Source organism: Enterobacter cloacae subsp. cloacae ATCC 13047, assembly GCF_000025565.1.
Lineage (GTDB): Bacteria > Pseudomonadota > Gammaproteobacteria > Enterobacterales > Enterobacteriaceae > Enterobacter > Enterobacter cloacae.
Map to the genome: position 1 here is coordinate 3,776,797 of NC_014121.1, position 23,453 is coordinate 3,800,249.

Here is a 23,453-nt window from a genome sequence, read left to right on the forward strand (position 1 = left end):
CGTCGCCGGCTCGTTCGTCACAAGAAAAACCCGGCACGAGACGAGGAGTCGCGGTTCGCGATGCCTCGTCGCCTCAACCTTGTCAACCTTCTCAGGAGCATCAGCATGGCCAGAAAACAATGCCAGGTCTGCGGCCAACCCGCCACCGTGCGGGTGGAAGCCAATCTCAACGGTCGTCACAGCACCATGCTGTTGTGCGACGACCATTACCGGCAATTAGTGCGCCAGCAAAAGCGCACCGTTTCGCCGCTGGAAGCCTTGTTCGGCTCGCGCAGCGGCCTGTTCGAGGACTTCCTCGGCAGTGACTTCTTCCGCATCGGCGACGACGCGACGCCAGTTGCCGCCGATACCGATGACGTGGTCGATGCCTCGTTTGGCGAGCCCGCCGCCGCAGGTTCGGGTGCGCCGCGCCGTCGCGGCAGTGGGCTGGCCAGCCGCATCAGCGAACAGTCGGAAGCCTTGCTGCAGGAGGCCGCCAAACACGCTGCCGAATTTGGCCGCTCCGAGGTGGATACCGAACATCTGCTGCTGGCGCTGGCCGACAGCGACGTGGTCAAGACCATCCTGGGTCAGTTCAAGATCAAGGTCGATGACCTCAAGCGGCAGATCGAGTCTGAGGCCAAGCGCGGGGACAAGCCCTTCGAGGGCGAGATCGGCGTGTCGCCGCGCGTGAAGGATGCGCTCAGCCGCGCCTTCGTGGCCTCCAATGAACTCGGCCATTCTTATGTCGGTCCAGAGCATTTCCTGATCGGTCTGGCTGAGGAAGGCGAAGGGCTGGCCGCCAACCTGCTGCGCCGCTACGGCCTGACGCCGCAGGCGCTGCGCCAACAGGTCAGCAAGGTGGTCGGCAAGGGCGCCGAGGATGGCCGCGCTGAGACGCCGACCAACACGCCAGAACTCGACAAGTACTCGCGCGACCTGACCAAGATGGCGCGCGACGGCAAGCTCGACCCGGTGATCGGCCGCGCGCAGGAGATCGAAACCACCATCGAGGTGCTGGCCCGGCGCAAGAAGAACAACCCGGTGCTGATCGGCGAGCCGGGTGTGGGCAAGACCGCCATCGTCGAAGGGCTGGCGCAGCGCATGGTGGCGGGTGAAGTGCCCGAGACCTTGCGCGACAAGCGCCTGGTGGAACTCAACATCAACGCCATGGTGGCCGGCGCCAAATATCGCGGCGAGTTCGAGGAGCGCGTGCAGAAGGTGCTGAAGGAGGTGACCGAGCACCAGGGCGAGCTGATTTTGTTCATCGACGAGGTGCACACCATCGTCGGTGCCGGCCAGGGCGGTGGCGAAGGCGGGCTGGACGTGGCCAACGTGTTCAAACCGATGATGGCGCGCGGTGAACTCAACCTGATCGGCGCCACGACGCTGAACGAGTACCAGAAATACATCGAGAAGGATGCCGCACTGGAGCGGCGCTTCCAGCCGGTGACGGTACCCGAGCCGACGGTGGCCCAGGCCATCATGATTCTGCGCGGCCTGCGCGACACCTTCGAGGCGCACCACAAGGTCAGCATCTCCGAGGACGCGATCATCGCGGCGGCCGAGTTGTCCGACCGCTACATCACGGCGCGCTTCCTGCCGGACAAGGCGATCGACTTGCTCGACCAGGCGGCCGCGCGCGTGAAGCTGTCGGCCACGGCCCGGCCGGTGGCCGTGCAGGAGCTGGAGTCCGAACTGCACCAGCTGCGGCGTGAACAGGATTACGTGGCCGCGCGCAAGCAGTACGACCAGGCCGCCGAGCTCGGGAAGCGCATCGAAGCCAAGGAGGCCGAGCTCAAGAAGCTCGTCGAGGACTGGGAGCGGGAGCGGGCCTCCGGCAGTGCCGAGGTCAAGGCGGAACACGTGGCGCAGATCGTCTCGCGCCTGACCGGCATCCCGGTCAACGAGTTGACGGTGGAAGAGCGCGAAAAGCTGCTGCACTTGGAACAACGGCTGCACGAGCGCCTGGTGGGACAAGACGAGGCGGTCCGTGCCGTGGCCGATGCCGTGCGGCTGTCCCGCGCCGGCCTGCGTGAAGGCAGCAAACCGGTGGCTACCTTCCTGTTTCTGGGCCCGACCGGGGTGGGCAAGACCGAGCTCGCCAAGGCATTGGCCGAATCGATCTACGGCGATGAGCACGCCCTGTTGCGCATCGACATGTCGGAATATGGCGAACGCCATACCGTGGCGCGATTGGTGGGCGCGCCTCCGGGCTATGTCGGTTACGACGAAGGCGGTCAGCTCACCGAGAAGGTGCGGCGCAAGCCCTACAGCGTGCTGCTGCTCGACGAGATCGAGAAGGCACACCCTGACGTATACAACATCCTGCTGCAAGTGTTCGACGACGGTCGCCTCACCGACGGCAAGGGCCGGGTGGTGGATTTCACCAACACCATCATCATCGCCACGTCCAACCTGGGTTCGGACATCATCCAGCGACGGCTGAAGGCGCGCGGGGCGGCCGGCGAGGAGTACGAAAAGACCAAGGCCGGAGTCATGGACGTGCTGCGCGGCCATTTCCGGCCCGAGTTCCTCAACCGCATCGACGAGATCATCGTCTTCCATGCGCTGGGCAAGGAGGAGATCCGCCACATCGTCGGCCTGCAGCTCGATCGCGTGGCGCGCAGCGCCGCCAGCCAGGGCGTGACGCTCACTTTCGATCAGACGCTGATCGACCATTTCGCGGAAGAAGGCTACAAGCCCGAGTTCGGTGCGCGTGAACTCAAGCGCCTGATCCGCAGCGAGCTGGAAACTGCGCTGGCGCGCGAGATGCTCGGCGGCGGTATCGGCAAGGGCGATCACGCCAGCGCACGCTGGGACGACAAGGCCGAACGCGTGGTGTTCGAACGCAAAGAGCCACCGCAGACCCCGGCCGAGCCGGAGCAGCCGGATGCCGCGAAGGCGAGCGACGCATCTTGATGGCGGGCGAGGCTGCCGTGTCCGACCCCATCGGCCTGGCACTGGCATGGGCAGCCTCCCTGGCCTCGATCGCGGTGGCGGTCGTGGCCGCAGGTCACGCGGGCGTCTACAAGCGTGATGAGCAGTCCCCACGGCGTGGGGACTGCTCATCAGCGGCGGCACTGCCCTCCCGCTCGCTGGCCATCCGTTCGCGTGACGGCGCGGCCCATCTGTTCACCTGATCCTCTGGCAACTCGACTTTCGAGGAACAAGGCCCATGGCTGGGTGACGCGGGCAGGCAACTGATAGTCGGTACTCTGTTCGACATCTCTTCTCGCAAGGAAATAGAGCAGCAGTTGCTGCGTATGGTGATCACGGACCCCTTTGCTTCACGGTTGAGGGAACATGTTCGCGCAACCGACATGGCTGCCCGGATTGGGGGGAGGAATTCGCTGTGTTGTTGGAAGCGGTATCGATAGAAGGCGCCCAAGTATGGGCGGAGCGATTTCGTCAGGACACTGCGGCGACAGCGGTGGTGTGTGGAGAGGTGTCGATCAGCTATAGCGCCAGCATGGGGGTGGCTCTCCTTGACCCCCGTTTGCACTCTGTCGAGCAGGTGATGCTGCAGGCGGACAGCGCGCTCTACCAGGCAAAAAAGACGAGGGTGCAACCAAGTTGTGGGCGCACAAGTATTTCAGAATTGAGAGGAGTGGCGATGAAGGAAAAGCAAGCAGACCCGATCAAAACATTTCGCGCCCAATGGGCAGTGATGACGTTCTACGAGCGCTTTGAACAGGTGATCGCGCTCGCGCTGTCCGCAATCATTGCCGTTATCATCGTGGTCTCGCTGCTGCAGCTGATCTCGATCGTCTTCAGCCTGCTGATCATTGATGCATTCAATCCGCTCGATCACAAGGTCTTCCAGACCGTGTTCGGCATGATCATGACGCTGCTCATTGCCATGGAGTTCAAGCATTCCATCGTGAGGGTGGCCTTGCGGCGCGACAGCATCATCCAGGTCAAGACGGTGATCCTGATCGGGCTGATCGCCCTGGCGCGTAAATTCGTAATCCTCGACCCGGAGACCGGCCCCGCCAAGGTCGCGGCGCTTGCAGGCGCGACACTGGCCCTCGGGGCGACTTACTGGCTGCTGCGCGAGCGCGATGACCGGACAGCCGGGGAAAGCTCAGATGATCAGTCGTGATCTGCGCCACGCGCAGAATGTCGGCGCGCGGCATCGCTGGCACAATCGCCTGCAAACCGTGCTGTTGGTGCTGACCCTGCTCGGAATTGCCGCCGTCGCTGGCAGCCTGCTGTTGGGTGACGGCGGGCTTTGGCTGGCGCTTGCGGCTGCGGGGTTCACCCTGCTGCTTGAACCGGCGGCCGCCTCCGGGCTGACCTTGCGGCTGTATGGCGCACGCCCCCTGCACCCGGATGAAGCGCCCGATCTTTGGGCTGTGTTGCGCGAACTGGCGGCGCGGGCCGGGCTGCCTACCGTGCCGGTACCGCACTACGTGCCCAGCGGGGTCGTCAACGCCTTCGCCACCGGTTCGAAGCATCACGCGGCCATCGCGCTGACCGACGGCCTGCTGCGTAGCCTCACGCCCCGCGAGTTGACCGGCGTGCTCGGCCACGAAATCGCGCATATTGCGAACGAGGATTTGCGTGTCATGGGCTTGGCCGATTCCATCAGCCGGCTCACCCATCTTCTGGCCTTGTTGGGGCAGCTTGCGATCGTGCTCAGCTTGCCAACGCTATTGCTTGGAGTCACGGAAGTCAATTGGCCCGCGTTGCTTCTACTTGCGGTCGCGCCACAGCTGGCCTTGCTGGCTCAGTTGGGCTTGTCCAGGGTGCGCGAATTCGACGCCGACCGGCTCGCTGCCGAATTGACCGGCGACCCGCACGGGCTGGCCTCAGCGCTCGCCAAGATCGAGCGGGTGAGCCGCTCCTGGCGCGCCTGGCTGCTGCCCGGATGGGGCAATCCGGAACCCTCCTGGTTGCGCACGCATCCAGCGACGGCTGAACGCATTGAGCGCTTGCTGGAACTTGCTCCGCCGCCCGCGATGCCGCCGTTTCCATCGGCCCGTTTCGACCCCGAAGTGACCGTATCACCACGTCCGCCACGCTGGCGCACTGGCGGCCTTTGGCGCTGATTTCAACATGGAGAATGACGTGACCTACCCGACCCCTACAGCCGCCCGGCGCCGGATCGATTCATCCGGCGCTGGCTCGTCATCACTGGCTGCATCGCCGCACTCATGCTGCTGTGGCAGTTCCTGCCCGCCATCGAAGCCTGGTTCAGTCCCCACGAAACAAATGCTTCAGCCCGGAAGAGAGGTCTCAGGCCGTCCGGGAGCTCTGTAACCGACGTGGAACCGCGCGTAAAGTTGCACAAAGCATAGGCGTCAGCGTCCCGGTCCTGTACAAATGGAAGAAAGACCTTATCAGTGACGAGGCTTATCAATCCATGCGCAAACGAAAGTCAGCCCCTCAGGATAAAAATCAGGATGCTTTACTCGGTGAAATCCAGCGTCTCAGGAAGCAGATTCATCAGCTGCAGCTCGAACGTGACATACTGACAAAGGCGAATGAACTGATAAAAAAAGATCTGGGCGTCAGCTTTCTGAAACTGAAAAACAGGGAGAAAACCCTGATAGTTGATGCCCTTAAGAAAAAGTACCCCGTTGCTGAGTTGCTAAGCGTTCTGCAACTTGCCCGCAGCTGTTATTTTTACCAAAACGTCTGTACGATAAGTATGCGGTAATACGCGTGATCATGGCCGATATCTTTGAGGAGAATTACCGCTGTTACGGCTATCGGCGCCTTCACGCGATGCTTCGCGGTAACAACAGGGTTATTTCTGAAAAGGTTGTCCGCAGACTGATGGCAGAAGAGCAGCTCGTTGTTAAGCGCACCAGGCGACGACGATACAACTCTTACTGTGGCGAAATCGGCCCGGCACCGGAAAATTTACTCGCTTGGGATTTTAGTTCCTGCAGGCCAAATGAGAAGTGGCTGACCGATATTACGGAGTTCCAGCTTCCGGCTGGAAAAGTCTATCTGTCGCCGGTTATCGACTGCTTTGATGGCCTGGTTGTAAGCTGGTCGATAGGAACACGCCCGGACGCGACGCTGGTGAATACGATGCTCGATGACGCACTCGATACGCTCAACGAACATGATAAACCAGTGATACACAGCGATCGTGGTGGCCATTACCGGTGGCCGGGCTGGCTCGAGCGTATCAACACCTCCGGACTTATAAGGTCCATGTCGCGCAAAGGATGCTCGTCGGATAATGCTGCGTGTGAAGGCTTCTTCGGGCGTATCAAAAACGAAATGTTCTATGGCAGAGACTGGGCGGGTATCACGCTGGAAAAATTTATCTGCTTCCTGGACAGGTACATACGCTGGTATAACGAGAAACGTATCAAGCTATCATTAGGTGCAATGAGTCCTGTGAAGTACCGGCAGCATCTTGGGATCACAACATAACAGTCCAGGAAAACATCCGCAGCCCCTGAGACGACAATAACGCTTTGTGCTGACAATACAGGTGCGCATAACAAAGATTATGTTAAATTCAATGGTAAAATCATTATAAATCAATATCTTAAATATCGAACAAGCCCCTTTCTTCCTCAAACCTCACTGTGGTAACTTTAAAAACAATGTCCGTTCCTGAGTTTGTGATGCCTTAAAGCCATGGTGAAGATAAAAGTTTTTGGCTTCTTCAGTCAGTGCATGAACCATAATCGCACGGACTCCAATATTCTCAGCTACACGGTAACAGCGCAGAACTGCATCATGCAGTAAATCGGCCCCGAGCCCTTGGCCACGGTATGAAACATCAACTGCCAGGCGAGCAAGTATGATTACGGGAATTGGATCTGGCATATTGCGCCTGAGGCTTCCCATTGCTTCCACGTGGTTAACGCTGCCGGTGGCCAGAGAGTAAAAACCGACAACCTGTTTAGTGTCTCTTTTACAAACGACGAACGTTCGTGCTGCACCAAGTGACCTGCCCCCACGATTAGATACAACACTCAGTTAGTAACGTCGGAATCTTCATTCTCAGAATGACCCTTTCTCCAGCCCGCTGCAAATTCAGACGGTGTCTGATAATTCAGCGTGGAGTGCGGGCGGCATTCGTTATAATCCTGCCGCCAGTCATTAATAATTTTCCTGGCATGAACGATATCGCTGAACCAGTGCTCATTCAAACATTCATCGCGAAATCGTCCGTTAAAGCTCTCAATAAATCCGTTCTGCGTTGGCTTGCCCGGCTGGATTAAGCGCAACTCAACACCATGCTCAAAGGCCCATTGATCCAGTGCACGGCAAGTGAACTCCGGCCCCTGGTCAGTTCTTATCGTCGCCGGATAGCCTCGAAACAGTGCAATGCTGTCCAGAATACGCGTGACCTGAACGCCTGAAATCCCAAAGGCAACAGTGACCGTCAGGCATTCCTTTGTGAAATCATCGACGCAGGTAAGACACTTGATCCTGCGACCGGTGGAAAGTGCGTCCATGACGAAATCCATCGACCAGGTCAGATTGGGCGCCGCCGGACGGAGCAGCGGCAGACGTTCTGTTGCCAGCCCTTTACGACGTCTTCTGCGTTTTACGCCCAGGCCACTGAGGTGATAAAGCCGGTACACGCGCTTATGATTAACATGAAGCCCTTCACGGCGCAGCAACTGCCAAATACGACGGTAGCCAAAACGCCTGCGCTCCAGTGCCAGCTCAGTGATGCGCCCTGATAAATGCGCATCAGCAGCCGGACGGTGAGCCTCATAGCGGCAGGTCGACAGGGATAAACCTGTAAGCCTGCAGGCACGACGTTGCGACAGACCGGTCGCATCACACATCAACATCACGGCTTCCCGCTTCTGGTCTGTCGTCAGTACTTTCGCCCAAGAGCCACCTGAAGCGCCTCTTTATCCAGCATGGCTTCGGCAAGCAGCTTCTTGAGTCTGGCGTTCTCTTCCTCAAGCGACTTCAGGCGCTTAACTTCAGGCACCTCCATACTGCCATACTTCTTACGCCAGGTGTAAAACGTGGCATCGGAAATGGCATGCTTGCGGCAGAGTTCACGGGCGGGTACCCCAGCTTCGGCTTCGCGGAGAATACTGATGATCTGTTCGTCGGAAAAACGCTTCTTCATGGGGATGTCCTCATGTGGCTTATGAAGACATTACTAACATCGGGGTGTACTAATCAACGGGGAGCAGGTCAACATTAGTCAGCCTTGTAACAAGCAGCAGGTAACACCTGTCGCAACTTACTGCGGTGGTATAGCTGATGCCTTCCATTCAACATGCAATCAATGTTCAGCAATCTGCAGCAAGATGTTGTTTGATATAGCTGTCCATATATCGGTTACGCTGACTTTAAATATATCTTTAATTTTTATTTATTTGGTTTGATTGGCTGGGTTTTTAATTAATGTTTGAATTTATATTCCAATCTTGATCTGTTTGTAAGATTTAAATACTAGTAAATGCTGCGTGGGTAGCAACCTGAATCTTACCATTTTTACTTTAATGGCAGGTCTCATTTGATCATTTTGCATGATCAACTTAGGCGGTTTTATCGGAGCATCTTACAAAGACTACACCATCAATCGTTTCCTCCCCTCTAGTTCGCAACTGAAGTGAATTGTCAAGACAATTTCTAGAGCGATCTTTTGCCTGCACTTTGTGGCCCTATACAGCCAGTATCTTGCGAAAGGGCGGCACATCAGGAGAACAGTGTGGAAAGAAGTGAAAACAATGACATGCAACTTGTAGATATGAAGTGGATCGCAGCAACGCTGAAAGTCACTGATAAATGGATTTATAAGCAAATTCAGGACGGAAAATTTATGAAGCCAATAAAACTTGGCAGAAGTTCTCGTTGGAGGCTAAGTGACATACACGAATGGTTGGAAAACCGCGTGAAGTGAACATGGACGGTATGTAATGGCAATATGTTGCAGAAAAGGGTGCAAAGAGAATATAGCATCTATTAGCTATGAATATGGTGTCAGGCTTTGTTATATCCACTTTAATAGACGGAAGGAATTGAGCCGAAAAAGGAATGTAAAGAAAGACATTCGCTGTAAAGTTTGTGGTGCTAATTTCTCTGAAACGAGAAATAATAAATTTTGCTCAAATAAATGCAAAGGGATTGGTATGAGAACCCTTAAGGATTCTGATAAAACTGAAATCCATAATCACTCGTACTGGCTTAACACAGAGGGGTTTATTAAAAACAATCCATTGCAATTGAATTCAATTAACGGTCTTGAGGATATCGCCAACATCATTTCACTATACCGAATTAAATCCCGATTACAGATTCCATGTAGCCATTTTTTGAAAAAGAAAATACGAGGCAACTGCAAAAAAAATGAACACAAACTAACTCCATTTATTAAGCTGGATTTAAGTCATAAGTATCCAAATTCAAAAGGAGGGATGAATGTACCAGAGAACATTATGATTGCACCTTCATTTATAAACAAAATGAATAAAGATAAAATCCCTGAAAATGATGCTTTTGAGATGTTTAATGGTCATTCTCTAAGTAAGAAAAGGAAGGATATGCCGCATAGTCTCATCAATTCTATCGTTAGAAATTATTCAGACGATGAAGTTAATGCATTGTTTTGTAAAATTGGCAAGCTGCCAAGAATAAAAAATGGACAAAGCAGATGTTTAAATGCTGACGCAGTTTTCAACCAGGTTTTTATTTTTGATCTATTGAATGCGGAACTGATTCGCTTAAAAGAAAGAACCATCCTTTATTGTCTGAAATACATATGTAAGCTTTTTCGAAACAAAATAATTAAGTTTAAAGGTAAGCGTGTCACTTTTATTACCTGCTACTTTGATATGATTGCACTTGCTTTCTTTCATGCTTATTTGCGAGGCGATCCTGAACGCTTTTTATCCAGAATTAAGAGGTTCGTGTGGGTAATGGAAAATGGGAAGAAAACAATGTTAAGGGTACGTGCGCTTTTTTCTTCACTATCTCTGTTTAGGCGGTATTGTAAAAAACACCTGTCAATATCTGTTAGCGATCCTGCGTCTGCTAAAGAGAGTATATTAGACATTTATGCGAAGTTTTTTGCGGTTAAACCCTCCTACATTTCCGATGAGGGCTATCCGAGGTGGATTCGCAAATGCTAGTGAGGTGTGAATTCATTATTATCAAGTTCATCGCTAAGTATATCCATGAAATAATCGATCGCGTTCTTGATATTACGCAACTCAGTGCCTGAGGAATTAAGTGAGTTGTTTATTTCAGTGTTTTTTAAGATTACGCCTTTAGCTGCGCTCAATATTAAAGCATCGATGATAACGAATGTGTCAAGTGTGAGCAATTTCCTTTTTATTGTTTCAAAACTCAGCCAATTATCTATATCATTTTGCACTTGTTTTGGATATGACTGCCTTTCGAGTTTGATGATGCCTGCAATTTGGCTGGAGAGAATATAATCAGAGTAACGAAGATCAATTGTAATCCATAAATTAGATAAAGAGGCCATTTCAGTTGAGTAAGGATAATTATCTGGAATGATTTGGCTGGTCAGATGATTGATTTTATTAAAAACAGAGCTTAACTCAGGATTGGCGCTTCGGGCATTAGGGTAATCATTAGGAGTGAAGGGGAAGCATGCATGGCATGCTTCAAGAAAACGCATGTGCTCCTTTATACTGGGATGTGCATTTCTGGATTCATTAAAAATCCTTTCAAAGGTAAGTTTTTGCACAGCCTGTCTGGGGTTTTGTTTCCAGATAATTAAATCCACATTGTCTTGCTTTAAAATATCAAGGTTTTCGATGCGTGTTGACAACGTTTTTAACTTTTCCTTATTTGAATCGTTTTGCATGAATTTGTTTCGCAGAGTTCTCTTTTGGCTGTCAGAAAGCTTTTTATTATCAAACTCCATGCTGTTTATTTCCATGCGTTTGATTGCTCTTTCACAGTTAAAGAATAACTCTCTGCAGTAGAATGCATTCATTAACTCTTCTTTTTTATAGGTTGATATACGCCTGGAGTATAGTGCTTTGTTCTTTTTAATGAATTCCAGAACTTCTTTTTTTGCTTTTTCTTGATTGTGACTTTTCATTTTTTTATTCACGATTTAAATTTTCTTTAAATATATATCACCAGATTGACAGAGGCAAGCGATGCATTCTTAATCAATTGATAAGGTGACATAATGAAATGCAATAAAGAATTAAATCAGCTGTATTCGCCACTTAGTCTGCTGCCCAGCAATGTTGCAGAGGAAGTCACTAAACGTCTGCACGACATTATTCATTACCAGCCCATCATCGGCATAATGGGAAAGACTGGTGCTGGGAAGTCGAGTTTGTGTAACGCACTGTTTCGCAGCACGGTCTCGGCCGTCAGTCATACCACTGCGTGTACCCGTGAGCCACAGCGTTTTACGCTGCAGGCAGGTGAACGCCAGGTGACGCTGATTGATCTGCCCGGGGTGGGCGAAAGCCCGGAGCGGGATGAAGAGTATCAGGCACTGTATCAACGTATCTGGCCGGAGCTGGACCTGGTGCTCTGGCTGATTAAAGCCGATGACCGGGCACTGACCCCCGACTGTGATTTTTATTTTCGGATGCTGTCACCAGGCAGTGCTGGGAGGGATAAGGTGCTGTTTGTCCTGACCCAAGCCGATAAAATCGAGCCTTCCCGTGAATGGAGCGGCTTTCTTAATCAACCTTCAGAGCAACAGTTAAAACACCTGAAGGAAAAGCAGCGCGCGGTGTGCTCGTTATTCAACCACCCGGCACTCCCGGTGATCACCGTATCAGCAGCCACTGGCTGGCATCTGCCTGAGCTGGTGGAGGTGCTGTTTCGCTCACTGCCTGCCCGCGCCAGCAGTGCCGTCAGTTCGGTCATCAGACCACAATACCGCACGCAAAAAATTGAGGCGCAGGCGCAACAGGATTTTGGCGATACGGTCAGCGACGTGATGACACACACCCTGTCGGAGCTGTCCCTTCCCTCCGCAGTGAATGCGGTGGTCAGTACCGTGATTAGTGCGGTGGTCTCTGTTGCCCGCAGTGTCTGGCGGTTTTTCTTCTGACGGCTGAAATGCCGTTATCCCGTGAGCAAATGCACCACTATGTGTGCACCTTGCATTCGCTCTCCGTTTGCCGGACACACCCTGTCCATTTTAGGTGTGGTGTATCCGGTTAAAAAACAGACTGAATACAGTCAGTGCCGCAGCCCGTACGGTACTGACGGGTGATAAAAATATTTTTCGCCCTGTCCATACCCTGACCCTCCCCCTGTTTACAGTAATCACATCTTTTTCAATACGTTCATCACGATGGAGAACATGCCATGTCACAGACTGAGCACCGCTATGACCGACTGGCGGTCAGACTGTCTCTCATTATCAGTCGTCTGCTGGCAGGCGAAACACTGAGCGTGAAGACACTGGCAGTCGAGTTTGGTGTCTCGGTACGCACCCTGCGCCGCGATTTTCGTGAGCGGCTGATATATCTGAACCTTGAGTACCGTCATGGGCACTGCCGATTGTTGTCAGATCCCGGTATGGCACAGCGTGCCCCGGGAACCCTGTGCTTTATGCGCAATGTTGGGCTTCAGCAGGTGTTTCCAGAAACGGACCTTCGCTTGGTAAACACGCTAACGGACAGTGAGGATATCTCATCCTGTCTGGTCTGGCAGGAGGACGCCGAAAGCGCCCCCGTCCGCCCCGGTCTCTTTTCCCGACTGGTCGATACCATCATTCAGCAGCAGTGCATCCGGGAACTGGCTGACGGTGTGCGGGCTGAACACCTGGCACCGTACCGGCTTATTTTCCTTGAGGGAGCGTTGTATCTGGTCGGTGAGCAGCACGGAAGGATCGTTGTTCTGCCGCTGTCCGGGATCACCGCCATCACCGTCCTGAGTGAGGGCTTCGAGCGTCGTGATACGGTATGTCAACTCACCCGTCAGGTGGCCTTCATCCGGGCGCTGCCTCATTTCCCGGTCATGCACGACGTGATGGCTGCATCCCATTCTGCGCCACCTTTAACAGAGGAGAAGAGCCCTGCTGCAACTAACACGACGGGGTGACCATCAGGCCATCCCTTTCATTGTTGTCTATTACCTACTTAATAAGGAAACACCGTATGCATCCGCGTTATCGTCGCATGATTGCCAGCGCCCTGGCCCTCAGCAGTGTCAGTCTTTTTATCCCCACCGTAGCCCAGGCTGGATACAGTGATTACGAGGCATTCCGTCTGGTCAGAACGGAGAACAGCGCCGCGGGCGGGGCACAGAAAATCTGCACGTATCAGAGTATGGTCACCCGAAAATATGTCCAGTTGGACATGCCCTATACCTGCCAAGGCATGATGTTTCGCAACCGGAACGACGGGCTGTTTTACGACAGAACAAACTAACTCACTGAGTTTATGGAAATTGCCATGTTTAAGGAGGGCTGCTATGCCTTTGAGCCTTTGTCTCAGCCTGTCAACCCTAGTGGGGCTGATTATCACGGTTGTTGATACCCGTATTGTCGGGTTCGGGTATTCAGCATGGGCCGCCGTGCTGCAGTGTGTCCTGCCGGGCCTGGGCGTCTGGCTGGGTAATCTCATCCGAAAATGGATCATGCCGGATGCGGTTTACGGAAGTACCGGTGCCGTCATTCAGGCCCGTCTGCTCTGGGCGGTATTGCCCCAGTTTATTGGCTGGTTCATCGGATTTATGGTCGCCATGAGCATACTGGGTATCCGGGCCTGAGCCTCCCGCGACAAACTCAACGACGGGTATTCCCCCTTCCGCACACTTTGCTGTTTAACCCCCTACCACGGCCTGCTCAGTTGAGCAGGCCGTTTTCGTTTGTTTTTTTCTCACAGGAGTCTCGCCATGACCCGATTAGCCAGCCGCTTTGGTGCGGTAAATCTTATTCGCCGTGACCGTCCGTTAACCCGTGAGGAGTTAATGCATTATGTACCGAGTGTGTTCAGCGAAGACAAGCATGAGTCCCGAAGTGATCGTTATACCTGTATTCCGACCATTACCCTTCTCGATAACCTTCAGCGCGAAGGCTTCCAGCCATTTTTTGCCTGCCAGACCCGGGTTCGGGACCAGAGCAAGCGAGAGCACACCAAACACATGCTGCGCCTGCGTCGCGAAGGCCAGATCACTGGCAAACAGGTCCCTGAAATCATCCTGCTTAACAGTCATGACGGCTCCAGCTCATACCAGATGCTGCCGGGGCTGTTTCGTGCAGTCTGCCAGAACGGGCTGATTTGCGGTGAGAGTTTTGGTGAGGTACGTGTGCCACATAAAGGCAATGTGGTGGAGAAAGTCATTGAAGGGGCTTACGAAGTACTGGGGATATTCGACCGTGTGGAGGAGAAGCGCGATGCCATGCAATCGCTTTTGTTACCGCCACCAGCACAGCAGGCACTGGCCAAAGCGGCGCTCACGTACCGCTTTCGCGAAGACCACCAGCCGGTGACGGAATCACAGATACTTTCCCCACGCCGCTGGCAGGATGAGAGTAACGACCTGTGGACCACCTACCAGCGCATTCAGGAGAATCTGATTAAGGGCGGTCTGCCGGGCAGAACGACCAAAGGCAAGCGAGCTCATACCCGTGCGGTAAAGGGGATTGACGGGGACGTGAAGCTCAACCGGGCGCTCTGGGTCATGGCGGAGAATATGCTGCACCTAGCGTCCTGACACGCTGACTATCCGGAGTCACCATGACTGAATCGTTAACCCTGCCTCCCGGTTCGTTCTCACGTCAGCAGGCCGAAACCCTTATCCGTCTGTACCGTAATATCACCATTGAAGACGACCAGGGCAGTCACTTCCGCCTGGTGGTTCGCGACACCGAAGGCCGGACGGTCTGGCGGGCATGGAACTTTGAACCGGATGCCGGTGAAGGTCTTAACGGCTACATCCGGCAGTATGGCATCCACAAAGACACCGTTACCCGCTGACCCCGAAGCATTTACCCGCGACATCTCACCTTCCCGAACACGCTTTGTTAACCCCATACGCCAGCCCTCGCCGCTGGCGTTTTTTATTGACGGAGACATATCCATGACAACGCAGACGCAGTACGACCTCGCACCCGCTAACCAACCCGAATTTGAACTGACCGTCACGCCAGTCCCCGATGAACAGCGTATCGATTTCTGGCCGCAACACTTCGGCAGCATACCGCAGTGGCTAACCTTGGAGCCGCATATCTTCGCCTGGATGGACCGCTTCTGTACGACCTACGGCGGTGGTATCTGGTCGTTCCACACCCTGAGCAACAGCGGGGCATTTATGGCCCCCGAGTATGACAGTGACGATAAATGGCATCTGTTTAACTGTCTGAATGGCAACGATGCAGATATGAGTGCAGAAGCCGCCGGTATCGCGGTCTGCCTGATTGAATACAGCCACCATGCCTGTCGCACCGAATGCGATGCAATGACCGCACACTTCTACCGCCTGCGGGACTACGCCCTGCAGCATCCTGAAGCCCACGCCATTCTGCGTATCATCGACTGACCGGAGGAACAACGAATGAAACAGCTTTCCTTTTTACCCGGCGAGATGACGCCACACGACCGGCGTCTCATCCAGCGGGCGCTCAGGGCGCTGGACCGGCACCTGCATGAGCCCGGCGTGGCCTTCACCTCCACCCATGCTGTCCGTGAATGGCTGCGACTGCATATGGCCGCACTTGAGCGGGAAGCGTTCCGGGTGCTGTATCTGGACAACCAGAATCAGTTGATTGCCCATGAAACGCTCTTCACCGGCACGATTAACCGCACTGAAGTCCATCCCCGGGAAGTGGTCAAACGTGCTCTGCATTTCAACGCGGCGGCGGTGATACTGGCGCATAACCATCCTTCCGGTGAGACAACACCCAGCCAGGCTGACAAAGCCCTCACGCAGCGACTGGTGCAGGTGCTTCAGCTGGTGGATATCCGCGTCCCTGACCACCTGATTGTTGGCGGCAGGCAAATCTATTCGTTCGCAGAACACGGTCTGTTGTGAGGTATGACATGAAAATTATCAGTAAACGCCGGGCAATGACGATATACCGCCAGCATCCTGAGTCCCGGATCTTTCGCTACAGCAGCGGAAAATATCAGTGGCACGGCAGCGTCTGTCATTACACCGGCAGGGACGTTCCGGATATCACCGGAGTCCTCGCGGTATACGCCGAACGCCGCCAGGACCGCAACGGGCCTTATGCCTGCCTGATGAGTATTACCCTGAACTTACAATAAAAGGAGAGCCCCCATGACCCACATCATCTGGGGCCTGCAGCGGGCTATCACGCCGCGCCTGGGAGCCCGTCTGGTACAGGAGGGCAACCGGCTGCACTACCTGGCTGACCGGGCCAGCATCACCGGTATGTTCAGTGACGCCGAATGCCGGAAGCTGGATGACACATTCCCACACTTTATCCGCCAGATGGAATCGATGCTGACCACCGGTGAACTCAGCCCCCAACATGCCCACTGCGTCACCCTGTACCACAACGGTTTTACCTGTGAAGCCGACACCCTTGGCAGTTGCGGCTACGTATACATCGCCATTTATCCCACTCAGCGTTAATTACCTTCACGAGAGCAAACATGAAAACTTTACCTGCAACAACTCAGCGGGCAGCGAAGCCCTGCCTGTCACCCGTGGCTGTCTGGCAAATGTTACTGGCGCGTTTGCTGGAACAGCACTACGGTCTGACAATAAACGACCCCCCATTCAGCGATGAAGTTGTTATACAGCAACATATCGATGCCGGTATCACCCTGTCAGATGCCGTGAATTTTCTGGTGGAAAAATACGAACTGGTCCGTATCGACAGGAAGGGATTTCGCTGGCAGGAACAATCCCCTTACCTTCGGGCTGTCGATATTCTGAGGGCAAGACAGGCAATAGGTCTTTTACGAGGATCTCATTGAGATATGGTAAGATGAAGTTTTCGAGTACGATATCTATTAAGCGGAATCGAACCAAAGACGGTTAGTTATTATTCAATGAATTCTGTCAAAATAACTTTTGGGGGCCTTATTGGGGGCCCCTTAACTTTATTAACAACAAATAAACCTTAACTATCAACAAATAAACCATACATATTCGAAGTCTGCAGGGGACACTTTGATAGTAAACGTCACTGCGCTTTCCATAACTCCACGCAGTTTCGCCCCCGTCGTTTTGCCCCATACAACGCCTCATCCGCAGCCTGAATCAGACGTTCGTAGTCAGGATGACCATTAAACATGGCCGCCCCAATCGAAAGCGACAACGGTATTGGCTCGCCTGTCGGGGAATGAACCTTAATTTTTTCCACGCGTCGGCGGATCCGCTCGGCAATGCGCAGGGTATCGGCTTCGGTGATTTCCGTTAGCACAATCAAAAACTCATCTCCGCCATAGCGGAAGACATAGTCACAGGTGCGAACGTTGTCATAAAACGCCCCGGCAACCTTTCTTAATATTTCATCTCCCGTGTTGTGCCCCCAAGTATCGTTGATTTGCTTGAACTTATCGACATCAATAAGCAACACCGACAGCGGCGTACCAGAACGACTTGCCTGGGTAATTTCACGTTTAAAAATGGTTGGCAGGAAGCGACGGTTAAGCAGACGCGTGAGCACATCCACGCCCACCTCGTGCCGGGCTACCTCATCAAACAGCTCATGCAGCAGGGTCACGATTTGCGAGAAGGTCGTTCGCGTCAGCCGCAAAAATTGCACCTGCCGCAGTCTGTCGTGAAGGGCATCGTCTGTCTGACGAACGTCATGAAAAGCCGCGTCGAACTCCTGGATAAGACGAGAGATATGCCCTGCTTCGGCAATACCACTGAAGTAGTGACGTCCCTTATGACTGAACCACAGCCCAAAGTCGGACTGCCCGAGCGGCCGGCTATTGTCGATGCTGGAGTCCAGCATCACTTTATAAAGCAGCGACAGTTCCCACGTCAGCAATGCGGCGGTCTGCCGCTCCTTCTCAACTTCCGCATTTTCCATCAGCGAGAAGATTCGATAGTTCTCGTCCTCTTTTGCCGCATTGTTCTCGCTGAAGACATAGGCGCGCGACATCACCTCCATTGCCAGATCAATACTGTTAATGGCGTAGTGATAGATGCTTAACTTGGTCTCAGAAGGGTGTGGTGTGGCATTAATAAGAGGTAACAACAGCTTTTTCAGGATCCGGAAACCCATCTCAACCAGGTCTACCGATATACCTATTCGGGCGTGAACATCGGCGGCGCGCTGCTGAGCCCGCATCTGTTCATCAACCTGTTCAACCCGGCAGGAGAGAACATCAACAAGCCAACGACGCAGCGCTTCCTGCAACTGCCTTTCAACCTGCTCAGTGGTCAGAAACTCCGCTGCATGAGGGTCGGCCAGGACCACACGATAAAACTCCGTAATCAGACCAGAAGCATGATCGCTGGCCAGTTGCGCAGTAAGTTGATGAACGAGGGGATCCGTTTCATTGATTAACTGAATCCACTCATCCCTTACGGTTTGTAAATAGGTTTCCATTTACACCCTCCAGGGGAGATCGTTAGCTTGTCCGACGGGAATGAGCGCACGGATTCACCGTCTGGCATGCGTGATAATCAACAACAGCAACAAAATCAACACCCTTTCCAGGTGCCGCTTTTTTAATCAAAAACGAGTAATAGCACATATCGTATAACGGTGCTACATTACGCCGCCCACCCAACGTCAGCAGTGGTCAGGCAACGCCGTAAAGATCGGTAAAGCCTGCAACCATGACCTTGTCCAACGGTCTAATTGGCACGTGGTATCGCTTTATGCGTTACTTTCAAAGGCTTTACATAGGTTCACTATTTTGTCTCAATCCCACTTCAAACGTGCGTTTTTACACCCGCGTTACTGGTTTACATGGTTTGGTCTTGGCGTACTCTGGCTTCTGGTTCAACTTCCTTATCCTATGATCCGCGTACTGGGCTCCAGGCTCGGCAGCGCGTCCCGCCACTTCCTCAAACGTCGTGAATCTATTGCCCGTAAAAATCTCGAACTGTGCTTTCCCCAGTATAATGCGCAGCAGCGCGAAACACTGATTGCCGAGAACTTTAAATCTATCGGCATGGCGTTGCTTGAAACCGGCATGGCCTGGTTCTGGCCTGATGAGCGCGTCCGCAAATGGTTTGACGTGGAAGGTCTCGAAAACCTGAAACGCGCGCAAATGCAAAACCGTGGCGTGATGGTAGTTGGTGTCCACTTTATGTCGCTGGAGCTGGGCGGCCGAGTAATGGGGCTTTGTCAGCCGATGATGGCCACCTACCGCCCGCACAACAGTCCGCTGATGGAGTGGGTACAAACCCGTGGTCGCATGCGTTCCAATAAGGCGATGATCAGCCGTAACAATCTGCGCGGTATGGTCGGCGCCCTGAAGAAAGGCGAAGCCGTCTGGTTTGCACCCGATCAGGACTACGGACGTAAAGGCAGCAGTTTTGCGCCCTTCTTTGCGGTTAAAAATGTCGCCACCACCAACGGCACGTTCGTGATTTCGCGTCTGTCAGGCGCCGCAATGCTGACCGTGACAATGGTGAGAAAGGTTGATAAATCTGGCTATCGTCTGCACATCTCACCGGAGATGGCAAACTATCCGGAAAATGAATGCGAAGCCGCAGCGTTCATCAATAAAGTTATCGAGACCGAAATTATGCGCGCGCCGGAGCAGTATCTGTGGATGCATCGCCGTTTCAAAACGCGGCCGCATGGCGAAGCGTCTCTCTATATTTAATGTGGAGAAAGGTTAGTTTCGCTAAGAAACTAACCTTTTCAATCACCTGTAATCACCCTGAGTAATTGTCTTTTCTTGCCGTCGCTCAACGTGGATTTATTGCGCTCTGAAATCAAACTGTCGCCGTTCCACGACACCCGTAAGTTACGGAAAGAATTTAAAAAAATGCCTCTTGTCACCCCTCATTTTTAGGCGTACATTAGCGCCGTCTGGCAACAGGAAAGCACAGAATTCTGAGCTGGAGTTTGCATCGTAACGGGATAATTCTCATTTCCGTCGCAGGCAAATGTCAGTTCTCTATAATCAGGTGGACTCTGTTTTTAAGTGCGTACCAGAAGATACGCGGAGCGATGAAACGTGAAATATTTCTTTATGGGCATTTCGGTGATTGTTTTAGTGTGGGCCGGAACCTTCGCCCTGATGATCTAGCGAAGAACATGCAGTCAAAAAAACAGGGGCCGTTGGCTCCTGTTTTTTTATGTCATTAAGATTCGTGCTGTTCAGCGGCACTCTTTGATGCGAGAAGCCCGTCGGCGCGGAACATACTCTTAATGCCCCTCACCGCCTGGCGAATACGGTCGCTGTTTTCAATCAGCGCGAACCGTACATGGGTATCGCCATAATCACCGAAGCCAATGCCCGGCGAGACGCAGACCTTCGCGTCCTGCAACAGCTTTTTGGCAAACTCCAGTGACCCCATCGCCGCGTAAGGCTCAGGGATTTTTGCCCAGACATACATTGACGCTTTCGGCATTTCCACCATCCAGCCAGCCTCATGCAGCCCTTTCACCAGCACATCGCGACGGCGTTTATACTGGGCGGCAATATCATGAACACACTGCTGATCGCCTTCCAGCGCGGCGATAGCGGCCACCTGCAGTGGGGTAAAGGTGCCGTAATCGTGGTAACTCTTAATACGCGCCAGTGCACTCACCAGCGTTTTGTTACCCACCATAAAGCCAATACGCCACCCCGCCATGTTGTAGCTTTTCGACAGGGTAAAGAATTCCACCGCCACATCACGTGCGCCCGGAACCTGCATAATGGAAGGCGCTTTCCAGCCGTCGTACACAATATCGGCGTAGGCTAAGTCGTGTACCACCAGCACATCGTAACGCTTCGCCAGTGCGACGACTTTCTCAAAGAAGTCGAGTTCTACACACTGCGCCGTAGGGTTAGACGGGAAGCCGAGGATCATCATCTTCGGTTTCGGATAGCTTTCACGAATCGCACGTTCCAGCTCGTTAAAGAAATCGACCCCTTCCACCAGCGGCACAGAGCGAACCTGCGCGCCGGCAATCACCGCGCCGTAAATATGGATGGGGTAGCTTGGATTAGGCACCAGCACCGTATCACCATGATCCAGCGTAGCCAGCATCAGGTGCGCCAGCCCCTCTTTCGAGCCAATGGTGACAATGGCTTCACTTTCCGGATCGATATCAACCTGATAGCGATCCTGGTACCAGCGAGAGATCGCACGACGTAATCGAGGAATGCCGCGAGAGGTGGAGTAACCGTGCGTATCCGGGCGCTGGGCGACCGTGCAGAGCTTCTCAACAATATGCGCAGGCGTTGGGCCGTCAGGGTTACCCATGCTGAAATCGATAATATCTTCGCCGCGACGACGCGCAGCCATCTTCAGTTCAGCAGTGATATTGAAAACATAAGGGGGGATACGATCGATACGCGTAAAACGGCGTTCAGGACTGAATTCAGCCATAGATTCCTCAGATTAACGTTAGCGCCCGGACCGTCCGAGCGACGCTGCCACTTATGTGGCGTGTTTAGAAAATAACCTGAAAAAAAACATGCTGTCGAGGGGTTAAGCAAAAAAAAAGATGTCGCGTTAAAAACGGGAACCTTCAGATACCGAAAGCGGAAGCGTTCCTGCTTATTGTGCAATTTTAATACCCAGTCTTTAACATGATGATATCAAAACTGTTACCTTGTCGTTCTCCAGGAGTAAAAAAACTGGCATCTTCAGGAAGCCACCCTCAATCCCCTTTGAAGATTATGGTTTTTCCTCATTTGATAAACCCGACTGATAGCTGGTCAACAGGCGTCAGGTTTTTTATCATTGGGCTTTCCTCTTTTCGCTGGTCGACTCGTGCACGAAATATTCGATATGCTGCTGGCGGTTTTTGACCGTGCGGCATTAATGCTGATTTGCCTGTTTTTCCTCATTCGTATTCGCCTGTTCCGCGAGCTTTTGCACAAGTCCGCCCACTCGGCAAAAGAGCTGCTGGCCGTTACCGCCATCTTTTCACTTTTCGCGCTGTTCAGCACCTGGTCCGGGGTGCCGGTAGAAGGGTCGCTGGTCAACGTGCGTGTTATCGCCGTGATGTCCGGTGGGATCTTGTTTGGCCCCTGGGTGGGCATTATTACGGGTCTCATTGCCGGGACACATCGTTACCTGATAGATATCGGCGGCGTGACGGCGGTGCCGTGTTTTATCACCAGCATCATCGCCGGCGTCCTTTCCGGCTGGATTAACCGCAAAATCCCGAAAAAGCAGCACTGGCGCGCCGGGATCATCGCGGGCATGCTGTGCGAAACGCTGACCATGGTTCTGGTGGTCGTCTGGGCTCCCACCATCGCGCTGGGGCTGGATATTGTCTCTAAAATCGGCATTCCGATGATCCTCGGCAGCGTCTGTATCGGTTTTATTGTGCTGCTGGTGCAAAGCGTTGAAGGGGAAAAAGAGGCCAGCGCCGCACGTCAGGCCAAGCTGGCGCTGGATATCGCCAACAAAACGCTGCCGCTCTTCCGCCATGTTAACGCTGAATCCTTACGTCAGGTCTGCGATATCATCCGTCGCGATATTCATGCCGATGCCGTGGCCATTACCAATATCGACCACGTCCTGGCCTATGTTGGCGTGGGTGAGCATAACTATCAGGACAGCGATGACACCATCAGCCCCACCACCAGGCAGGCGATCAATTACGGTAAAATCATCATTAAAAACAATGATGAAGCCCACAGAACCCCAGAAATTCACTCCATGCTGGTGATCCCGCTGTGGGAGAAAGGCGTGGTGACGGGAACCCTGAAAATTTACTACTGCCACGCGCACCAGATCACCTCCTCCCTGCAGGAGATGGCCATCGGGCTGTCGCAGATTATCTCTACCCAGCTGGAGGTCTCCCGCGCGGAACAGCTGCGCGAGATGGCAAATAAGGCAGAGCTGCGCGCGCTGCAGAGTAAAATTAATCCTCATTTTCTGTTTAACGCGCTGAATGCGATCTCCTCGTCCATTCGACTTAATCCGGATACCGCACGTCAGCTGATTTTCAATCTGTCACGCTACCTGCGCTACAACATTGAGCTAAAAGATGACGAGCAGATCGACATTAAAAAAGAGCTTTATCAGATCAAGGATTACATTGCGATTGAGCAGGCGCGCTTTGGTGACAAACTCACGGTCATTTACGATATTGATGAAGAGGTCAACTGTGTGATCCCAAGCCTGCTGATCCAGCCGCTGGTTGAGAACGCTATTGTCCACGGGATTCAGCCGTGTAAAGGGAAAGGGGTGGTGACCATTAGCGTGACCGAAAGCGGCAACCGCGTGCGAATTGCCGTGCGCGATACCGGCCACGGAATTGATCCTAAAGTCATTGAGCGCGTTGAGGCCAACGAGATGCCGGGGAATAAGATTGGGCTGCTGAATGTCCACCACCGGGTCAAACTGCTGTACGGCGACGGGCTGCATATTCAGCGCCTTGAACCGGGCACCGAGATCGCCTTTTATATTCCGAATGAACGCTCTCCCGTTCATGCGTCTACATCCCTGTTGCCTTAGGCCGG

General features: G+C 53.3%; 24 protein-coding genes and 4 pseudogenes. 22 read left to right on the top strand and 6 right to left on the bottom strand.

Features of this window, described 5'->3' with window-relative positions:
• The first annotated feature begins 105 nt into the window (after positions 1–105).
• The 5 genes and pseudogenes from clpK (at position 106) to ECL_RS18385 (ending at position 5,033) form a co-directional block, all read left to right on the top strand.
• Positions 106–2,901: a heat shock survival AAA family ATPase ClpK gene (clpK, locus tag ECL_RS18370; RefSeq protein ID WP_004152116.1), complete on the top strand. Its 2,796-nt coding sequence runs from the start codon at positions 106–108 to the stop codon at positions 2,899–2,901.
• A pseudogene (locus ECL_RS18375) lies at positions 2,901–3,097 on the top strand (hypothetical protein). The gene clpK and the pseudogene ECL_RS18375 overlap by 1 nt, the downstream one beginning before the upstream one ends.
• Before the next feature lie 237 nt (positions 3,098–3,334).
• A pseudogene (locus ECL_RS27785) lies at positions 3,335–3,481 on the top strand (phosphate-starvation-inducible PsiE family protein); the annotation flags it as partial.
• A 114-nt stretch (positions 3,482–3,595) separates the two neighbouring features.
• Positions 3,596–4,084: a phosphate-starvation-inducible PsiE family protein gene (locus tag ECL_RS18380; protein ID WP_004152114.1), complete on the top strand. Its 489-nt coding sequence runs from the start codon at positions 3,596–3,598 to the stop codon at positions 4,082–4,084.
• The gene (locus tag ECL_RS18385; protein ID WP_004152113.1) at positions 4,071–5,033 is read left to right on the top strand and encodes a zinc metalloprotease HtpX; all 963 of its coding nucleotides are present in this window, start codon (positions 4,071–4,073) and stop codon (positions 5,031–5,033) included. Before ECL_RS18380 ends, ECL_RS18385 begins: the two co-directional genes overlap by 14 nt.
• Before the next feature lie 24 nt (positions 5,034–5,057).
• Here the strand turns inward: ECL_RS18385 and ECL_RS27865 are convergent, their stop codons facing one another.
• Positions 5,058–5,189: a hypothetical protein gene (locus tag ECL_RS27865; protein ID WP_256025477.1), complete on the bottom strand. Its 132-nt coding sequence runs from the start codon at positions 5,187–5,189 to the stop codon at positions 5,058–5,060.
• On the opposite strand from ECL_RS27865, the pseudogene ECL_RS18390 reads away from it, so the two are divergent.
• Positions 5,189–6,375, top strand: a pseudogene (locus ECL_RS18390) (IS3 family transposase); the annotation flags it as partial. The gene ECL_RS27865 and the pseudogene ECL_RS18390 sit on opposite strands and share 1 nt — an antisense overlap.
• Before the next feature lie 153 nt (positions 6,376–6,528).
• Here the strand turns inward: ECL_RS18390 and ECL_RS18395 are convergent.
• Positions 6,529–6,903, bottom strand: a pseudogene (locus tag ECL_RS18395) (GNAT family N-acetyltransferase); the annotation flags it as partial.
• A gap of 23 nt (positions 6,904–6,926) precedes the next feature.
• Positions 6,927–8,047, bottom strand: a protein-coding gene (locus tag ECL_RS18400; RefSeq protein WP_144340281.1) for an IS3-like element ISSen4 family transposase whose coding sequence is annotated in 2 segments (ribosomal slippage) — positions 6,927–7,789 and positions 7,789–8,047 — 1,122 coding nt in all. Because the reading frame shifts where the segments join, the coding sequence is not laid out codon by codon here.
• A gap of 588 nt (positions 8,048–8,635) precedes the next feature.
• Between ECL_RS18400 and ECL_RS18405 the strand changes: the two genes are divergently transcribed.
• Both ECL_RS18405 and ECL_RS18410 read left to right on the top strand, forming a co-directional pair.
• Positions 8,636–8,827, top strand: coding sequence for a helix-turn-helix transcriptional regulator (locus ECL_RS18405; protein WP_013098166.1), 192 nt, complete (start codon positions 8,636–8,638; stop codon positions 8,825–8,827).
• A 229-nt stretch (positions 8,828–9,056) separates the two neighbouring features.
• Positions 9,057–10,055 (top strand): hypothetical protein, encoded by a 999-nt coding sequence (locus tag ECL_RS18410; protein ID WP_228099692.1) that lies wholly within the window; start codon positions 9,057–9,059, stop codon positions 10,053–10,055.
• On the opposite strand, the gene ECL_RS18415 is transcribed toward ECL_RS18410, so the two are convergent.
• Positions 10,052–11,011: a hypothetical protein gene (locus ECL_RS18415; protein WP_007869714.1), complete on the bottom strand. Its 960-nt coding sequence runs from the start codon at positions 11,009–11,011 to the stop codon at positions 10,052–10,054. The two genes, ECL_RS18410 and ECL_RS18415, sit on opposite strands and share 4 nt — an antisense overlap.
• Positions 11,012–11,092: 81 nt before the next feature.
• Between ECL_RS18415 and ECL_RS18420 the strand changes: the two genes are divergently transcribed.
• From ECL_RS18420 to ECL_RS18470, 11 genes are all read left to right on the top strand, one after another.
• The gene (locus ECL_RS18420; protein WP_007869717.1) at positions 11,093–11,977 is read left to right on the top strand and encodes a GTPase family protein; all 885 of its coding nucleotides are present in this window, start codon (positions 11,093–11,095) and stop codon (positions 11,975–11,977) included.
• 260 nt (positions 11,978–12,237) lie between these two features.
• Entirely contained in the window at positions 12,238–12,975 is a 738-nt protein-coding gene (locus tag ECL_RS18425; RefSeq protein WP_013098169.1) for a DeoR family transcriptional regulator, read from the top strand.
• Between the two features lie 56 nt (positions 12,976–13,031).
• Positions 13,032–13,304 (top strand): hypothetical protein, encoded by a 273-nt coding sequence (locus tag ECL_RS18430; protein ID WP_007869719.1) that lies wholly within the window; start codon positions 13,032–13,034, stop codon positions 13,302–13,304.
• Between the two features lie 43 nt (positions 13,305–13,347).
• Positions 13,348–13,644: a hypothetical protein gene (locus ECL_RS18435; RefSeq protein ID WP_015386464.1), complete on the top strand. Its 297-nt coding sequence runs from the start codon at positions 13,348–13,350 to the stop codon at positions 13,642–13,644.
• Positions 13,645–13,770: 126 nt separating this feature from the next.
• Positions 13,771–14,592, top strand: coding sequence for a DUF932 domain-containing protein (locus tag ECL_RS18440; RefSeq protein WP_007869723.1), 822 nt, complete (start codon positions 13,771–13,773; stop codon positions 14,590–14,592).
• Between the two features lie 23 nt (positions 14,593–14,615).
• Positions 14,616–14,855, top strand: coding sequence for a DUF905 domain-containing protein (locus ECL_RS18445; RefSeq protein WP_007869725.1), 240 nt, complete (start codon positions 14,616–14,618; stop codon positions 14,853–14,855).
• Positions 14,856–14,958: 103 nt separating this feature from the next.
• On the top strand, positions 14,959–15,417 hold the full coding sequence (locus tag ECL_RS18450) for an antirestriction protein (protein ID WP_013098170.1): 459 nt from the start codon (positions 14,959–14,961) through the stop codon (positions 15,415–15,417).
• A gap of 15 nt (positions 15,418–15,432) precedes the next feature.
• On the top strand, positions 15,433–15,909 hold the full coding sequence (gene radC, locus ECL_RS18455; RefSeq protein ID WP_013098171.1) for a RadC family protein: 477 nt from the start codon (positions 15,433–15,435) through the stop codon (positions 15,907–15,909).
• Positions 15,910–15,917: 8 nt separating this feature from the next.
• Positions 15,918–16,145, top strand: a complete 228-nt coding sequence (locus ECL_RS18460; RefSeq protein WP_013098172.1) for a DUF987 domain-containing protein — start codon at positions 15,918–15,920, stop codon at positions 16,143–16,145.
• 13 nt (positions 16,146–16,158) lie between these two features.
• The gene (locus ECL_RS18465) at positions 16,159–16,476 is read left to right on the top strand and encodes a type IV toxin-antitoxin system YeeU family antitoxin (protein WP_007869729.1); all 318 of its coding nucleotides are present in this window, start codon (positions 16,159–16,161) and stop codon (positions 16,474–16,476) included.
• 20 nt (positions 16,477–16,496) lie between these two features.
• Positions 16,497–16,823 (top strand): TA system toxin CbtA family protein, encoded by a 327-nt coding sequence (locus ECL_RS18470; RefSeq protein WP_044157892.1) that lies wholly within the window; start codon positions 16,497–16,499, stop codon positions 16,821–16,823.
• 209 nt (positions 16,824–17,032) lie between these two features.
• Here ECL_RS18470 and ECL_RS18475 read toward each other — a convergent pair whose 3' ends face one another.
• Positions 17,033–18,412 (bottom strand): diguanylate cyclase, encoded by a 1,380-nt coding sequence (locus tag ECL_RS18475; protein WP_013098174.1) that lies wholly within the window; start codon positions 18,410–18,412, stop codon positions 17,033–17,035.
• A 310-nt stretch (positions 18,413–18,722) separates the two neighbouring features.
• On the opposite strand from ECL_RS18475, the gene lpxP reads away from it, so the two are divergent.
• Together lpxP and ypdK are read left to right on the top strand one after the other, a co-directional pair.
• Positions 18,723–19,643: a kdo(2)-lipid IV(A) palmitoleoyltransferase gene (lpxP, locus tag ECL_RS18480; protein ID WP_169746048.1), complete on the top strand. Its 921-nt coding sequence runs from the start codon at positions 18,723–18,725 to the stop codon at positions 19,641–19,643.
• Positions 19,644–20,000: 357 nt separating this feature from the next.
• Positions 20,001–20,072 (top strand): membrane protein YpdK, encoded by a 72-nt coding sequence (gene ypdK, locus ECL_RS18485; protein ID WP_099458937.1) that lies wholly within the window; start codon positions 20,001–20,003, stop codon positions 20,070–20,072.
• A 55-nt stretch (positions 20,073–20,127) separates the two neighbouring features.
• Here ypdK and alaC read toward each other — a convergent pair whose 3' ends face one another.
• The gene (gene alaC / locus ECL_RS18490; protein ID WP_013098178.1) at positions 20,128–21,363 is read right to left on the bottom strand and encodes an alanine transaminase; all 1,236 of its coding nucleotides are present in this window, start codon (positions 21,361–21,363) and stop codon (positions 20,128–20,130) included.
• A gap of 387 nt (positions 21,364–21,750) precedes the next feature.
• Here alaC and ECL_RS18495 point away from each other — a divergent pair, with 387 nt between their 5' ends.
• Entirely contained in the window at positions 21,751–23,448 is a 1,698-nt protein-coding gene (locus ECL_RS18495; protein ID WP_032618314.1) for a sensor histidine kinase, read from the top strand.
• The last annotated feature ends 5 nt before the right edge of the window (positions 23,449–23,453 follow it).